Below are 13,504 nucleotides of genomic sequence, written 5' to 3'. Positions count from 1 at the left end.
GCGGCGGCGGCCGATCAGCCGCGGGCGGTCGCGAGGAAGAGCAGGTCCTCGGCGGCCGACCGGGGCCCGGCGCCCGGCGCCTCGTGGAACTCCCTGATCCGGTGCGGTCGGCGGGGCGGCTCGGACAGGGCCGGGACACGGCGGTTCTCCAGCTGGGAGAGCGAATCGATGCGGTACTCGTCCGTGTCGCCGCCGGGGAAGACGATGCCGCCGTCGGCGAGCATCGGGATCTTGTCGAGGTCGACGCCGAACTTCTTGTCGGTGAAGGGGATCTCGAAGCTGAGCTTGTCGAGGCCGTCGATGATCCAGTTCACGAAGGCGATCAGGCCGTTGATCGGTCCCTTGACGACCCCGATCACGGTGCTCAGGGCGCCCTCGATCAGATCGCCGATCCCGCGCAGGGCCCCGGAGACCGCGTCCTTCGCGGTCCGGAAGAAGCCGGGGACGGAGTCGGTGATCCAGGAGACCACCGGTCGTACGGCGTTCTTGATGCCGTCCATCGCGCCCGAGGCGATCCCGCGCAGTGCGTTCCACGCCGAGGAGACGGCGGTGCCGAGCTGCGACACCCCGCCGATGACGACGCCGATGCCCGTGATCACTCCGGTGATCAGGGCCAGGTACCCCTCGAAGTAGGTCCCGACCGCCGTCCCGATCATCTCGACGAACGGGGCGAGGAACGCCCAGATCTCCTCGATGACCGCGAGGGCGCGCTCGAAGACCTGCTGCATGATCTGCTGGCCGGTCTCGGAGTTCAGCGCGAACTCGATGATGGCCGCCGCGATGGGCACGATGATGCCGACGACGAAGCCGAGCGGGTTGGCCCGCATGGCGACGTTGATGGCGGTCATGGCGACCGAGGCGACGGTCATGACGGTGCCGAAGGTGCCCATCAGTTTGGTGATGACGTCGGTGACGGGGAGCATCGGGATCAGGAGGGCGAGGATCGCGCCGACGCCGGTGCCGATCTTGGCGGCGGCGGTCCGGGCCTTGCCGGCGGCGGTGCCGAACCGCTTGACGCCGGCGGGGGCGGTGGAGCGGCGGATCTTGGTCACGGCGGTGGCGGCGCCGGAGGCGTCGCGGCCGAGGTTCCGCAGGGCGGTTCCGGCGTTGCGGGCCGCGGTGTTGAGGTCGCCCGCACCCCGCGCGGCATGTCGGACGTCCTGCCTGAGCTTTCTCAGTGAGCCGCCCGCCCCGTCGATCCCCCGCCGCAGGTTGCCCATCGGTGCGATGACCCCGCGGAAGTTCGGCATGGCTGCGACGGCACTCATCCGCGTGCCTTCGCCAGGTACATCAGGGCATCCGCCGTGGACTGGGGGTCGTTGTTGCGGGCGGCGTGGTAGTGCTCGATGTGCAGTCCGGCGCCCTCCCGGCCGAGCTGGGGGCCGGCGGCCGTGCGGGCGCGCTGGGCGGTGAGGGCGAGCAGCCGGTCCAGCTTGGAGAGCGGGAGGACGGCCTCGGCCTCGCCGGCTTCGGCGAGGATCGCCGGGACACCGCCGTGGCGGGGCATGACGACACCACCGGTGGCGAGCATGGGGATGGTCGGCAGGTTGACGCCGAAGGTCTTGCCGCCGACGACCGGGACCCAGCCGGGGACGCTGACCTTGACGCGGTTGAGGCTTCCGATCATCGAATTGATGAGGCCGATGACGGAATTGATGGGGCCCTTCACACCGCTCTTGATGCCGTCGAACGCCCGGGACGCGATGTCCTTCAGGCCGTTCCAGATGTCCGACATCTTCTCCTTGACGGCGCTGAACGCCTTGGGGATGGCGGTCTTGATCCAGTCGACGACCGGCGTGATGACGGCCTTGATGCCCTTCCAGACCCCGCTGATGACGGTCTTGATCGCGTTCATCACCGTGGTGATGACGGACTTCCAGATGTTCACGTAGGTCTTGATGACCGTCGCGACGGCCTTGACGACGGTGGAGATGGCGGTCTTGATGCCGTTCCAGACCGTCTTGATCAGGTCGCCGGCCTTCTTCATGATCGGCCCGATGGCCTTCATGACGGCGCTGATGACGGTCTTGATGGCGTCGAACGCCTTCTTCATGACCGTCTGCATCGTCTTCGAGCGCATCGCCATTTCGACGATCTTCTCGATGAGCGGCATGAAGAGTTCGAGGAGCCGGGCGAGGATGTTGCCCTTCATGGACTTGTTGAGCTTGTCCTGGCCCTTGGCGGCCTTGCCGGCGCCCGACTCGTACTTGCCGAGCTTGCCGCCGGCCGACTGCGCGGTGTCGCCGGCCTTCTTCATGGCGCGCTCGGCCTGGTCCGAGGCGGTCTTCAGGTTCTTGAGCTGGCCGGTGGAGCCCTGGGCGGCGGTCTTGAGGTTCTTGAGCTGGCCGTTCGCCGCCTTGCCGGCGTCGCCGACCTTCTTGACGGACGTGGCGGCGCCGGATGCCTGGGTCTTGAGGGAGCCGAGGCCGGTGGACGCGTTCTTCAGGTTTCTGACGAGGGACATGGATGTACCTCCTTTCGGGGTGGGGCGGGGATCAGGTGGCCGGGTTCATCTCGCGGTTGAGGTCACGGACGGCCGTGGCGAAGTCGCGCATCCGCCCGGAGAGGGTCCCGGCGTGCTGGGCGAGTTCCTTGGCCGCGTTGGCCGCGTTCTGGAAGGTCGCCACCTTGGGGACCTTGTCCACGTCGAGGCCGTCCATGGCGGACTTCACCTGCCCGATGGCCTTGGCGAAGTCGGCGGTCTTCTTGGGATCCGAGTTCCGCACGGCGCCGGTGATCTTTCCCATGCCGCTGGAGACCAGGGGCATCGCCTGGTGGTTGACGCCGGCGACGGCTTCGGCGACGGCCTTGACGCCCTTCGCCGCCTTGGTGGCCTTGCTTTCGGTCGGCAGCTTCTTGAAATGCGTGACGAAGTCGGGGGCGTGCTTGTTGAACGTCTCCAGGTGCGGGTTCAGCTGCGTCAGCTGGTCGCGCAGGCCGTCGAAGTTGGCGTTCGCCGGGAGGTCGGCCATGCCGCCGGCGACGCCGTTTCGCTCGTTCTGGATGTCCGTGAAGTTCCGTCGGCCGAAGCTGCCGTCGGGACGCATGCCGACCGTCTCGTTGTTGGCGTTCCTGGAGGCGTGCCACTTCTGCAGCTTGAAGACCAGGAAGGCGCCGAGCGCGATCATGAGGAGGGGGACGATGATGCCGCCGAGGCCGACGATGCCGGCGACGATGGCGGCCCCGATGCCCCCCTCGATGCCCTTCTTGATGATCTCGGCCACCGGCCCGAGGCCCAGCTTCTCCAGGGTCTGTTCCCAGGTGGGCTTGACGACCTCCTCGGCGACCTTGTCCTGCTGTGCCTTGAGGTCCGCGACCAGCTTGTTGACGGGGGCCAGCTGCTGCTTTATCCAGCCGGTCGTGGGCAGCGGGTCGCCGTCGATCTTCGAGAGGTACTGGTGGTGGTCCCTCAGGTTCTCCGAGAGTTCGGGAATCGTTTTCGCTGGGTCGAATTTGAGGGTGGACATGGTTGCTCCGCTTCCGGCCCGTGAGGGCCAAGCGCCGAAAAGCCCCCGCCGGTTCCGGCAGGGGCTCGTTCGTCTGGGGCAGCGGGGGCGGCTAGGCGTCCTCGCCCCGGCGGGGTCCGCGGCGTACCGTCGCGAGCGCGTCGTTCCAGCCCGCCGCGTACGCCTGGGTCTCGTAGCGGGAGACCTCGGCGTACAGCGTGCCGAGCAACGCTCTCTTGTCGAGGGCGGCGGGTCCGTCGAGGAGCTGGCGGAGGCGGTCCTGGAGAGGGATCTGCGGTCGCGATGCCTCGGCCTGCTGGGTCATGGACGCCTGCCTTCCGGTTGCTTGCCCGTGCGGGTGTGGCGGCGCCGCGGAGTGAGGAGCGGGGGCACCACGTGTTCGAACTGCTGTGCGAACAGAGTGTGGAACATCTGTTCGAGGTTTGTCGAGCGGGAAACTGCTGACGGTGTGTCTCATTCAGCGTTCCGCGTACGGGTTGGCCCTTGATCGGGTCATGCGTTCGACCGGGTAACCTGGAGGACGCATTCCTGGGGCCGACCACTTCGGGGCGCGAGGGGCGCGAGGGGCGCGCGGGGACCCCAGGGGGCGGAAGGCAGTACTGACGCATGGAAACGGAGCCGGGCGCCAACCGGGGGGAACGGGTAGTCGACTGGCTCGACGCCCACCCCGATCTGCCCCACCTGTTCGCCTACCTTTCGGAGCTCGTCCACCTCGCCGGGTACGCGCCCGACGAACTCGTCGTGATCCCGCGGGCCGAGATCGACCGCCGGGAGACCGCCGCGTTCACCGCCGGCTGGGCCGAGGCGGTGTCGGACGAACTCCCCCGTATCCGCAGGGAGTACGAGAAGCGCGTCGCCGACGCCTACGCACAGGGGCAGGGTGACGCGCGTGGAATCCGCCGCCCCCAGCGCCGTACGGACGTCGGCCAGGAGGGCGCCCGGGTCATCGCGCTGCCCTTCGCCCGGCTCCTCGAACCGCCCGCGGCCGTCGTCGAGGCCGAGGCGCGGGTCCGCAAGGAGCGCGAGCTGTTCGACCAGCGCTCCGAGCCCGAACCGGAGCACCGGCCGGGACCCGAACGGGACGCGGAACCCGAGGTCCTGCTGACCGCCCAGGAGAGCCGTACCCGCCGGAACGCCCAGCCGGTACGGAAGGTCGTCCGCGGCAAGGGCGGGCGTCCGATCGTCCCGCCGCTCGCCGGGGTGCCGGTCCAGCCCGTGTCGCCCGCAGACCGCCGTGACCCGGAACCCGGCCACGAACCCGGGCCGGACGCCGAACCCGACGTACCCGACGCGCGCGCGAGCAAGGGGCGCCGGCTGTCCGACCGGGCCAGGGCCCTGGCCGAGGACATGGCCGCCGAGCGAGCACAGGAAGCGCCCCCGGAGCCCACTCCCTGACGGGAGGGGGCTCCGGGGGCCGCGGGATCACCCGAAGAACCGGGCGAGGGCGTGGGGAGACGTTCCTTCGTCCTCCCCGGCGGGCGTGTTCCGCCCGTCCTGGTCCGCGCCCTCCGCGCCTTCCTCCCCGTCCTCGTCCGTGCTTCCCGGACGGGGGACGGGCTTGGGCGCCTCGGGCGGATCGCCGTCCTCGCCCGTGTTGACGCAGGCGAACATCCAGTTGGCGACGGCGAGATGGTCGACCGTGGCCGCCAGCAGATGGTCGGTGATCGACCACTCGGCGGCCTCGCCGTGGAGCTCGTGCTGGAGCGCGCTGTCCCGTGGCAGGTGCTTGATCAGCAGCAGGACCCGGCGGCTGGAGAGCTCGCCGCGGTGCCAGTCGAGCAGATCGGTGGAGTAGTAGCGGAGGAAGTCCGCTTCAAGGGCCTCGGCGTGTTCGTCGACGAACTCGACGAGGCTCAGTCTTCCCCCAGGCCGAGCCCGGTCTCCTTGCCGTAGGCCTCCAGGATGGCGGCGATGTCCTGCACGGTCACGTCGTGCTGCTCGAAGCGCGCGAACTGCTCCTCACCCATCAGGAGTGCGAGAAGGCCGTCCACGTCGTTGTCGTCGAGCTTGCGCAGCGCCTTGGCGGTGGCGCGGCTGAGCTCGGTCGGAAGGGTGTAGGTCTCGCCGTCCAGCTCGAAGGACCACTTGCGTCCGTGGGCCTCCTGTCGCTGGGCGCGGGCTGCGTTGACGTCGAAACGGGCCATGGTGATGCGTACTCCTTGTTCGAGTGAGTGAAGAGGAGAGGGGTGGGGCGGGACGGCGGTGTGCCGTCCCGCCCCTGGCGAAGGGATCAGACAGTCGCGGAGTACTGGCTGTCCTTCATGAGGAAGGTCGCCAGCGGCTTGCCGTCGCCCTTCGACATGGCGGAGAAGGTGACACCCAGCTGGGAGGCCGCCTTGCGGCCCAGCTTGATGTCGTCGGAGGCCGTGACCTGGCCGCGCGGGATGATGAAGCGGTACGTGACCGCGGTCGTGCCACCGGCCTTCACGTCGGTGAACTCCAGGCCGAGGGCGCGAACGTCGGCGAACGGACGCTCGGCGATCTCGTAGCGGTAGGTGTCGACCGCCGGGGTCGGCTCCGCCTTGACGGCGCCACCGCCCATGAAGAACGGCAGCGTGTCCTCGTTGAACTGGAGCAGCGAGAACTTCAGCGAGAGGTCACGGGCCGAGTAGATGTAGTGCACCGGGGACACCGACTGCCACGAGTCGATGGCCTCCAGCTTGTCCTTCTTCGAGAAGGTGACGCCGTCGCCGGTGGTGAAACCGAGGTCCTTCCAGCCCGCACCGGACCAGTCGACGGCGGCGTCGGTCCCGAAGGTGGCCGGGGCGGGGGTGCCGGCGTCGGCCACGTAGAGCTTGCCGGTACCTGCGACGCGGATCTCGGCAGAGTTGTTTCCAGCCATGGTGGTGTTTCTCCTTGGGGTGATGGGTTGAGAGGGGTGACGACCGCTCCCGGACATCCGGTCCGGGTACGGCAAAGGCCCCGCCGGACGGCGAGGCCTGGTCTGTGGGGTGAGCGTCCGTCAGGGAGCCGGAACGGCTCGGAGGATGCTCAGGGGGAGCGGCTAGAAGACGCTCAGGGAGAGGCGGATCACGCAGAGGTAGCGGTTGGCGCCCCGGTAGAGGTAGTCGGGCAGCCAGCGCGGCCCGTCCTGCTCCTCCACGTCGTGGACGACGTTGCCGGCGCCGAGCCGCTTGCCGATGGTGGCGAGCAGGCACCGCCGGGCCGCGTTGGCGAGGGCGTGGGCGGCGGTCTTGCTCGGCCCGTACACCTCGAACTCGATCAGCGGCATGTCGACGTGCTGGTCGCCGATCCAGGCGCCGCCGCGGCGGTTCACCAGGACGGCGCTCTGGGTGCCGTCGAAGCCGGCCGGCGCGTTGACCGCGATGGTCGCGCCGGCCAGGGCGGGGTCGGCCTTGAGGACGTCGACGACCAGCTTCTCGACGTCCGGGAAAGCACTCGGGGGAGTGGTCATGACGGTTCTCCTCGGGAGAGGGGAGGGATGGCGGGACGGGGTGCCGCCCGGGGCGCTCCGGCGGGAGGGGGGCGGGGCGCGGCAGCGCGCCCGGACGGCGGACGGCGGAGCCGCGTCCCGTCCTGCGGGCGCAGCTCCGCCGCTGCACCAACTGTGACAGCGATCGTGCGCGCACGCAACTAGAACGGAGGGGAGATCTCCCGGAGTCCGGAGACGACCCGCTCGATAGGTTGGCCGCCACCGAACCGAGGGAGCCGCCCGTGACCGCCGACCGCCCCCGCCTGCTCTACGTGACCGACCTGGCCTACCCGGCCAAGGGGCGGCGCTACGGCGACGAGGACATCCACCTCACCGCCCGGCTGCGCGCCGACTTCGACCTCGCCCTCTGCCACCCGCTCGACGCCGCCGCCCTCATGGAGGGCTTCGACGCCGTCGTCGTCCGCAACAGCGGCCCGGTCCTCGCCTACCAGAAGGAGTACGAGGCCTTCCGCGAGCGGGCCCTGGCCCTCGGCACCCGCGTCTACAACCCCCTCCACGGGCGCGGCGACATGGCCGGCAAGCAGTACCTGCTCGACCTCACCGCCGCCGGGTACCCCGTCATCCCCACCGCCGACCGCCCCGAGGACCTCCACCGGCTGCCCGACGCCACGGAGTACGCGGTCAAGCCCAAGGCCGGCGCCGACTCCATAGGTCTGCGCTTCGTGGCGTACGAGGAGCTCGCCGCCCTCCCGTACGGCGAGCTACTCGTCCAGCCCCGCATCGACTTCCGGTACGAGGTCTCCTTCTACTTCGTCGACGACCTCTTCCAGTACGCCCTGTACGCCCCCGACCCCGAGCGCCGCTGGGTCCTGGAGCCGTACGAACCGACCGCGGAGGACCTCGTCTTCGCCCGCCGTTTCGTCGACTGGAACACCCTCGACCACGGCATCCAGCGCGTCGACGCCTGCCGCACCCCGGAGGGCGGGCTGCTCCTCGTCGAGCTGGAGGACCTCAATCCGTACCTCTCCCTCGACCGCGTCCCCGAGCCGGTCCGCGAGCGCTTCGCCGAGACGTTGGCCGGCTCCCTGCGCGCCTTCCTGAGGGCATGACGAAGCGCCCCGACTCCGGATCCGGAATCGGGGCGCTTCGGTGACGAACGGTCAGGCGGTACGCGTACGGCGGCGGGCCAGCCGTTCCGCCGCGAAGACGTCCTCCAGGCGGAAGAGCTGGGCGCGGCCCGCCTTGCCCGCGGCCCGCAGATGGCCCAGCTGGACCCACTTGCGGATCGTCGCGGGGGCGACCCCGGCCTCCTCGGCGGCGAGCGGCCCGGGGATCAGCGCGGGCAGCGCGGGCAGGGAGGGGGAACTCAGCACGGGATCTCCTTCGTGTCGTCCATCGCCGCTTCGATCTCCTCGGCACGGGTCCCCGAGGCCTCCGTCAGTTCCGCCCACCCGCTCTCCGGCCACAGGTGCCGGTACGCGGGGTCGTCCTGGCAGCCGCACGCCTCGTCCGTGCACACGCACGCCGGGTTCACGCACAGCACCGCCCGTCGGTCGGGGAACGCCCGCAGCGACACCGAGTCGCACCACGGGCAGCGCCCCGAGACCCGGACGATCGTCTCCGCGTCGCCCAGCGTCCGCGCGCAGCGGCGGGCCATCCGCCGGATCTCGTCCCGGACGTGCCGGGCGAGGACCGGATGGGCGGCGACGGCGTCGAGCAGCCCGACGATCCGCCGCAGCCGCTCGATCACCCCGGCCCGGCGCGGCCGCGGCAGGGCGAGCCGGGCGCAGACCGCGTCCTCCAGCTCCACCACGCCGTCGGTGATGTCCCGGATGGCGTCGGAGATGTGGAGCCGGATCGGGGCGGCGCCGTGCCCGGGGACGGAGAGGCCGTGCCGCTGTTCGAGGAGCAGCGCCTCGCGCCGCTCCTCGCGGATGAGCTCGTCGCAACCGGGGTGCGGGGCGGTGGGGGCGGTCCCGGCGGGGGAGCGGCGGCCGGGGGCCAGCTCTTCGGAGAGCTCGGGGAACTGCCGTACGAGGGAGGCGGTCCAGAGGGTGATGTCCCGCAGGACGAGCTCGACGGTGCGGTCCGTACGGTCCGTGCGGTCCGTGCGGTCCGTGCGGTCCGTACGGTCGGAAAGGCCGGCGGTACGGGCGGCGGGCTCGGCGGGCTCGGTGACGTCGGTGAGGTCAGCCACGGCGGCGACTCCCCGCCATCGCGACCGCCTTCGCGACGCGCTGGGCGTCCGCCGGGCGGCCGTTGCGCCACAGACGGCCCGCGCAGACGCCGTCGAAGTAGCTCTCGGCCGGGGCCACGGCCGCCTCGCACTCGCGGCGGACGGGGCAGTCGGCGCAGGCACGCAGCGCCGGGGCCGCGTCCTTGGGCCGGCGGGCGAAGACGACGGACGGGGAGAGGCCGGCGCACGCGGCGGAGGCCTGCCAGGGGGACGGGTCGGTCGGGAACAAGAGGTTTCTCCACGGTCCGGGGCCACCGGGGCGTCCATGGGGCCGGTGGGGCTTCTGGGGCTCAGGGGGCCGGCGAGTGCGGCGATGAGCAGCCTTACACGTTGCGTGCGAGCGCGCAACAAAGTTGTGGTGATGCCCTGGCCGGGTCTTCATCGATTCGACACGATTGCGTGCCCGAAAGCACGTAATTCTGTGCGCGCAAGCACGCTAAAGTATGGAATCCGGAGGGTGGGGAGTAAGGGAGCGGTACACACATGACCAGTCAAGGGCTCGACGAATTCGCGGGCTGGGTCGAAGGCCTGATGAGAGCGCGCGGATACGACATCGACAGTCCCCGCGGCGGAGGCAAGTCCCGGATCGCGGACGAGGCCGGGGTGCACCGCGCCGCCGTGACGCGCCTGCTCCAGCGGCAGAGCATGCCCGACCTGGAGACGATGCGCCGGATCGCCCCGCTCCTCGGGGTCTCCGTGCGGGACATGCTGATCCGGTCCGGCCGGGTCACCCCCGAGGAGCTGCCGCTGGCGGCGGACCTGCTGCCGCCCAACGACTGGCAGCCGACCATGGAGGACTTCGCCCGCTGGCTGGGCGTGCCCGACGAGCGCCTGGGCGTCTTCGTCAAGGTCGTGAACCAGTTCCTGGAGCCCGACGAGGAGGGCCTGGACGACCCCGCCGCCGTCGAGGCACGGCGCACCGCGCGCGACTGACCGCGACCATCCGGGCGCTCCGGGTCGCCGGGTTCCACCCCGGCGACCCCTCTCCGGGGGCCTTCCGTAGGGCGGCCCGGGGCGCCCCGCCCCGCCTCGCCGCGCCCGGAGCTCCGGGCGCGGCGGCATTTGTTTTGACCGGAGTCCGTGCGATAGGTACGCTCAAGCCTTGTGCCTGGGGTGTGCCTGGGCTCGTGTGCGTGTCTTCCGCCGCACGGCGAGTCCGCGAAACGGCCACCGTGATCCGCGCCTTTTCCGCCTTCGGCGGAGGTCCGCGAGATTCGACACACCCGACCGCGTGGGTCGGCGAGTGTTTCAGGTTAGTTTCACCGACGGCACACAGAAACCGGAGAAGTAGTGCCTACGATCCAGCAGCTGGTCCGTAAGGGCCGGCAGGACAAGGTCGAGAAGAACAAGACGCCCGCACTCGAGGGTTCCCCTCAGCGTCGTGGCGTCTGCACGCGTGTGTTCACGACCACCCCGAAGAAGCCGAACTCGGCCCTCCGTAAGGTCGCGCGTGTGCGTCTGACCTCGGGCATCGAGGTCACGGCCTACATCCCGGGTGAGGGTCACAACCTGCAGGAGCACTCCATCGTGCTCGTGCGTGGTGGCCGTGTGAAGGACCTGCCGGGTGTTCGTTACAAGATCATCCGCGGTTCCCTCGACACGCAGGGCGTCAAGAACCGTAAGCAGGCTCGCAGCCGCTACGGCGCCAAGAAGGAGAAGTAAGAATGCCTCGTAAGGGCCCCGCCCCGAAGCGCCCGGTCATCATCGACCCGGTCTACAGCTCTCCTCTTGTCACCTCGCTGATCAACAAGATCCTGCTTGACGGCAAGCGTTCCACCGCCGAGCGCATCGTGTACGGCGCCATGGAGGGTCTTCGCGAGAAGACCGGCCAGGACCCGGTCATCACGCTGAAGCGCGCGCTTGAGAACGTCAAGCCGTCCCTCGAGGTCAAGTCCCGCCGTGTCGGTGGCGCCACCTACCAGGTGCCGATCGAGGTCAAGCCGGGCCGCGCGTCCACGCTGGCCCTCCGCTGGCTCGTCGGTTACTCCCGCGCCCGTCGCGAGAAGACCATGACCGAGCGCCTTCTGAACGAGCTGCTCGACGCCTCCAACGGCCTCGGCGCTGCTGTCAAGAAGCGCGAGGACACGCACAAGATGGCCGAGTCCAACAAGGCCTTCGCGCACTACCGCTGGTAGTCGCAACCCACATCGAGACCGAGAGAAGACTGAGCCGATATGGCTACCACTTCGCTTGACCTTGCCAAGGTGCGCAACATCGGCATCATGGCGCACATCGACGCGGGCAAGACGACCACCACCGAGCGGATCCTGTTCTACACCGGCGTCTCTTACAAGATCGGTGAAGTCCACGACGGCGCTGCCACGATGGACTGGATGGAGCAGGAGCAGGAGCGCGGCATCACGATCACGTCCGCCGCGACGACCTGCCACTGGCCGCTCGAGAATGTCGATCACACGATCAACATCATCGACACGCCGGGTCACGTCGACTTCACCGTCGAGGTGGAGCGTTCGCTGCGCGTGCTCGACGGTGCTGTCACCGTGTTCGACGGTGTGGCCGGCGTCGAGCCCCAGTCCGAGACCGTTTGGCGACAGGCGGACCGCTACGGCGTCCCGCGTATCTGCTTCGTCAACAAGCTCGACCGTACGGGCGCCGACTTCCTGCGCTGCGTCGACATGATCGTGAACCGCCTCGGCGCGGTCCCGATCGTCATGCAGCTGCCCATCGGCGCCGAGATGGACTTCCAGGGTGTTGTGGACCTCGTCCGCATGAAGGCCCTGGTCTGGTCCGCGGACGCGTCCAAGGGCGAGATGTACGACGTCGTCGACATCCCGGAGAACCTGACCGAGCTCGCCGATGAGTACCGCGGCAAGCTGATCGAGTCCGTCTCCGAGAACGACGAGGAGCTCATGGAGCTCTTCCTCGAGGGCATCGAGCCCACCGAGGAGCAGCTCTACGCCGCCGTCCGTCGCATCACCATTGCCTCCGGCAAGGGTGGCGGCGAGAAGACGGTCACCCCCGTCTTCTGTGGCACCGCGTTCAAGAACAAGGGCGTCCAGCCCCTGCTCGACGCGGTCGTGCGCTACCTTCCCTCCCCCCTGGACGTCGAGGCCATCGAGGGCCACGACGTCAAGGACGCGGAGCTGGTCGTCAAGCGCAAGCCGTCCGACGACGAGCCGCTGTCGGCCCTCGCGTTCAAGATCGCGAGCGACCCGCACCTCGGCAAGCTCACCTTCGTCCGGATCTACTCCGGTCGCCTGGAGGCCGGCACCGCGGTGCTGAACTCCGTCAAGGGCAAGAAGGAGCGCATCGGCAAGATCTACCGCATGCACGCGAACAAGCGTGAGGAGATCGACTCGGTGGGCGCCGGCGACATCGTCGCCGTCATGGGCCTGAAGCAGACCACCACCGGTGAGACGCTGTGCGACGACAAGAACCCGGTCATCCTGGAGTCCATGGACTTCCCGGCGCCGGTCATTCAGGTCGCGATCGAGCCCAAGTCCAAGGGTGACCAGGAGAAGCTGGGTGTCGCCATCCAGCGTCTCGCGGAGGAGGACCCCTCCTTCCAGGTGCACTCGGACGAGGAGACCGGCCAGACCATCATCGGTGGTATGGGCGAGCTCCACCTCGACATCCTCGTCGACCGTATGCGTCGCGAGTTCAAGGTCGAGGCGAACGTCGGCAAGCCGCAGGTCGCGTACCGCGAGACGATCCGCAAGGTCGTCGAGCGCGTGGACTACACCCACAAGAAGCAGACCGGTGGTACCGGTCAGTTCGCCAAGGTGCAGATCGCGATCGAGCCGATCACGGACGGCGACGCCACGTACGAGTTCGTGAACAAGGTCACCGGTGGCCGCATCCCGAAGGAGTACATCCCTTCGGTCGACGCGGGTGCGCAGGAGGCCATGCAGTTCGGCATCCTGGCCGGCTACGAGATGACTGGCGTCCGCGTCATCCTTCTCGACGGTGGCTACCACGAGGTCGACTCCTCCGAACTCGCGTTCAAGATCGCCGGTTCGCAGGCCTTCAAGGAGGCCGCGCGTAAGGCTTCGCCGGTCATCCTCGAGCCCATGATGTCCGTCGAGGTCACCACGCCCGAGGACTACATGGGTGAGGTCATCGGCGACATCAACTCCCGCCGTGGTCAGATTCAGGCCATGGAGGAGCGCAGCGGCGCTCGCGTCGTGAAGGGCCTCGTGCCCCTCTCGGAGATGTTCGGCTACGTCGGAGACCTCCGCAGCAAGACCTCGGGTCGCGCAAGCTACTCGATGCAGTTCGACTCCTACGCCGAGGTTCCGCGGAACGTCGCCGAGGAGATCATCGCGAAGGCCAAGGGCGAGTAACTCTCCCGAGTTCACGCTTTAGGCTTGACACCAGTCGCCGGGGCTCGGCCCCGAAACCCGAGGAATCGGGCCCCGGTGGATGGCATCCCAGCAAAGATCACCT

17 protein-coding genes are annotated in these 13,504 nt (G+C 69.2%); 6 read left to right on the top strand and 11 right to left on the bottom strand.

Annotation, left to right across the window (positions count from 1 at the left end):
* Window positions 1-14 precede the first annotated feature (14 nt).
* The 4 genes from ACIBG6_RS21575 to ACIBG6_RS21560 all read right to left on the bottom strand — a co-directional run bounded on the left by ACIBG6_RS21575 (window position 15) and on the right by ACIBG6_RS21560 (window position 3,771).
* Complete coding sequence (locus ACIBG6_RS21575; protein WP_399224170.1) at window positions 15-1,268, bottom strand: tape-measure protein; 1,254 nt, start codon at window positions 1,266-1,268, stop codon at window positions 15-17.
* Entirely contained in the window at window positions 1,265-2,464 is a 1,200-nt protein-coding gene (locus tag ACIBG6_RS21570; protein ID WP_399224169.1) for a phage tail protein, read from the bottom strand. The genes ACIBG6_RS21575 and ACIBG6_RS21570 overlap by 4 nt, the downstream gene beginning before the upstream one ends.
* Before the next feature lie 31 nt (window positions 2,465-2,495).
* A complete protein-coding gene (locus ACIBG6_RS21565; RefSeq protein WP_399224168.1) occupies window positions 2,496-3,467 on the bottom strand; it encodes a hypothetical protein in 972 nt (323 codons plus the stop codon).
* A gap of 91 nt (window positions 3,468-3,558) precedes the next feature.
* Window positions 3,559-3,771 (bottom strand): hypothetical protein, encoded by a 213-nt coding sequence (locus ACIBG6_RS21560; RefSeq protein ID WP_399224167.1) that lies wholly within the window; start codon window positions 3,769-3,771, stop codon window positions 3,559-3,561.
* Window positions 3,772-4,073: 302 nt separating this feature from the next.
* Between ACIBG6_RS21560 and ACIBG6_RS21555 the strand changes: the two genes are divergently transcribed.
* Window positions 4,074-4,862 (top strand): hypothetical protein, encoded by a 789-nt coding sequence (locus ACIBG6_RS21555; RefSeq protein WP_399224166.1) that lies wholly within the window; start codon window positions 4,074-4,076, stop codon window positions 4,860-4,862.
* 27 nt (window positions 4,863-4,889) lie between these two features.
* On the opposite strand, the gene ACIBG6_RS21550 is transcribed toward ACIBG6_RS21555, so the two are convergent.
* The 4 genes from ACIBG6_RS21550 to ACIBG6_RS21535 form a co-directional block, all read right to left on the bottom strand.
* Entirely contained in the window at window positions 4,890-5,207 is a 318-nt protein-coding gene (locus ACIBG6_RS21550) for a hypothetical protein (RefSeq protein ID WP_329625600.1), read from the bottom strand.
* 113 nt (window positions 5,208-5,320) lie between these two features.
* Window positions 5,321-5,611: a hypothetical protein gene (locus tag ACIBG6_RS21545; RefSeq protein ID WP_329621716.1), complete on the bottom strand. Its 291-nt coding sequence runs from the start codon at window positions 5,609-5,611 to the stop codon at window positions 5,321-5,323.
* Between the two features lie 86 nt (window positions 5,612-5,697).
* Complete coding sequence (locus ACIBG6_RS21540; protein ID WP_399224165.1) at window positions 5,698-6,309, bottom strand: phage tail protein; 612 nt, start codon at window positions 6,307-6,309, stop codon at window positions 5,698-5,700.
* Between the two features lie 162 nt (window positions 6,310-6,471).
* The gene (locus ACIBG6_RS21535; protein WP_399224164.1) at window positions 6,472-6,882 is read right to left on the bottom strand and encodes a hypothetical protein; all 411 of its coding nucleotides are present in this window, start codon (window positions 6,880-6,882) and stop codon (window positions 6,472-6,474) included.
* 260 nt (window positions 6,883-7,142) lie between these two features.
* On the opposite strand from ACIBG6_RS21535, the gene ACIBG6_RS21530 reads away from it, so the two are divergent.
* Window positions 7,143-7,970 carry a hypothetical protein gene (locus tag ACIBG6_RS21530; protein ID WP_399224163.1) on the top strand — a complete coding sequence of 276 codons (828 nt, stop codon included), beginning with the start codon at window positions 7,143-7,145 and terminating at the stop codon, window positions 7,968-7,970.
* Between the two features lie 51 nt (window positions 7,971-8,021).
* Here ACIBG6_RS21530 and ACIBG6_RS21525 read toward each other — a convergent pair whose 3' ends face one another.
* From ACIBG6_RS21525 to ACIBG6_RS21515, 3 genes are read right to left on the bottom strand one after another with little or no spacing between them, the layout of a single operon-like run.
* Window positions 8,022-8,234: a hypothetical protein gene (locus tag ACIBG6_RS21525; RefSeq protein ID WP_329621712.1), complete on the bottom strand. Its 213-nt coding sequence runs from the start codon at window positions 8,232-8,234 to the stop codon at window positions 8,022-8,024.
* A complete protein-coding gene (locus ACIBG6_RS21520) occupies window positions 8,228-9,058 on the bottom strand; it encodes a hypothetical protein (RefSeq protein WP_399224162.1) in 831 nt (276 codons plus the stop codon). Before ACIBG6_RS21520 ends, ACIBG6_RS21525 begins: the two co-directional genes overlap by 7 nt.
* Complete coding sequence (locus ACIBG6_RS21515) at window positions 9,051-9,326, bottom strand: WhiB family transcriptional regulator (RefSeq protein ID WP_329621711.1); 276 nt, start codon at window positions 9,324-9,326, stop codon at window positions 9,051-9,053. The genes ACIBG6_RS21520 and ACIBG6_RS21515 overlap by 8 nt, the downstream gene beginning before the upstream one ends.
* Window positions 9,327-9,580: 254 nt before the next feature.
* Between ACIBG6_RS21515 and ACIBG6_RS21510 the strand changes: the two genes are divergently transcribed.
* The 4 genes from ACIBG6_RS21510 (at window position 9,581) to fusA (ending at window position 13,401) form a co-directional block, all read left to right on the top strand.
* Entirely contained in the window at window positions 9,581-10,030 is a 450-nt protein-coding gene (locus ACIBG6_RS21510) for a helix-turn-helix transcriptional regulator (protein ID WP_329621710.1), read from the top strand.
* A gap of 357 nt (window positions 10,031-10,387) precedes the next feature.
* On the top strand, window positions 10,388-10,759 hold the full coding sequence (gene rpsL / locus ACIBG6_RS21505; RefSeq protein ID WP_003948652.1) for a 30S ribosomal protein S12: 372 nt from the start codon (window positions 10,388-10,390) through the stop codon (window positions 10,757-10,759).
* Window positions 10,760-10,761: 2 nt separating this feature from the next.
* Entirely contained in the window at window positions 10,762-11,232 is a 471-nt protein-coding gene (rpsG, locus tag ACIBG6_RS21500; protein WP_024755400.1) for a 30S ribosomal protein S7, read from the top strand.
* 39 nt (window positions 11,233-11,271) lie between these two features.
* Window positions 11,272-13,401 carry an elongation factor G gene (gene fusA / locus ACIBG6_RS21495; RefSeq protein WP_399224161.1) on the top strand — a complete coding sequence of 710 codons (2,130 nt, stop codon included), beginning with the start codon at window positions 11,272-11,274 and terminating at the stop codon, window positions 13,399-13,401.
* Window positions 13,402-13,504 lie beyond the last annotated feature (103 nt).

It is taken from the genome of Streptomyces sp. NPDC050842, assembly GCF_044456565.1.
Taxonomy (GTDB): domain Bacteria; phylum Actinomycetota; class Actinomycetes; order Streptomycetales; family Streptomycetaceae; genus Streptomyces.
The sequence above is the reverse complement of the archived record's forward strand: the minus strand, read 5'-3'. Positions and strand labels throughout refer to the sequence as shown.

What these genes read in the sequence shown, in the direction of transcription:
- ACIBG6_RS21575 (WP_399224170.1), bottom strand. Translation starts at nt 1,268, where the DNA reads ATGAGTGCCGTCGCAGCCATGCCGAACTTCCGCGGGGTCATCGCACCG.
- ACIBG6_RS21570 (WP_399224169.1), bottom strand. Translation starts at nt 2,464, where the DNA reads ATGTCCCTCGTCAGAAACCTGAAGAACGCGTCCACCGGCCTCGGCTCC.
- ACIBG6_RS21565 (WP_399224168.1), bottom strand. Translation starts at nt 3,467, where the DNA reads ATGTCCACCCTCAAATTCGACCCAGCGAAAACGATTCCCGAACTCTCG.
- ACIBG6_RS21560 (WP_399224167.1), bottom strand. Translation starts at nt 3,771, where the DNA reads ATGACCCAGCAGGCCGAGGCATCGCGACCGCAGATCCCTCTCCAGGAC.
- ACIBG6_RS21555 (WP_399224166.1), top strand. Translation starts at nt 4,074, where the DNA reads ATGGAAACGGAGCCGGGCGCCAACCGGGGGGAACGGGTAGTCGACTGG.
- ACIBG6_RS21545 (WP_329621716.1), bottom strand. Translation starts at nt 5,611, where the DNA reads ATGGCCCGTTTCGACGTCAACGCAGCCCGCGCCCAGCGACAGGAGGCC.
- ACIBG6_RS21540 (WP_399224165.1), bottom strand. Translation starts at nt 6,309, where the DNA reads ATGGCTGGAAACAACTCTGCCGAGATCCGCGTCGCAGGTACCGGCAAG.
- ACIBG6_RS21535 (WP_399224164.1), bottom strand. Translation starts at nt 6,882, where the DNA reads ATGACCACTCCCCCGAGTGCTTTCCCGGACGTCGAGAAGCTGGTCGTC.
- ACIBG6_RS21510 (WP_329621710.1), top strand. Translation starts at nt 9,581, where the DNA reads ATGACCAGTCAAGGGCTCGACGAATTCGCGGGCTGGGTCGAAGGCCTG.
- rpsG (WP_024755400.1), top strand. Translation starts at nt 10,762, where the DNA reads ATGCCTCGTAAGGGCCCCGCCCCGAAGCGCCCGGTCATCATCGACCCG.
- fusA (WP_399224161.1), top strand. Translation starts at nt 11,272, where the DNA reads ATGGCTACCACTTCGCTTGACCTTGCCAAGGTGCGCAACATCGGCATC.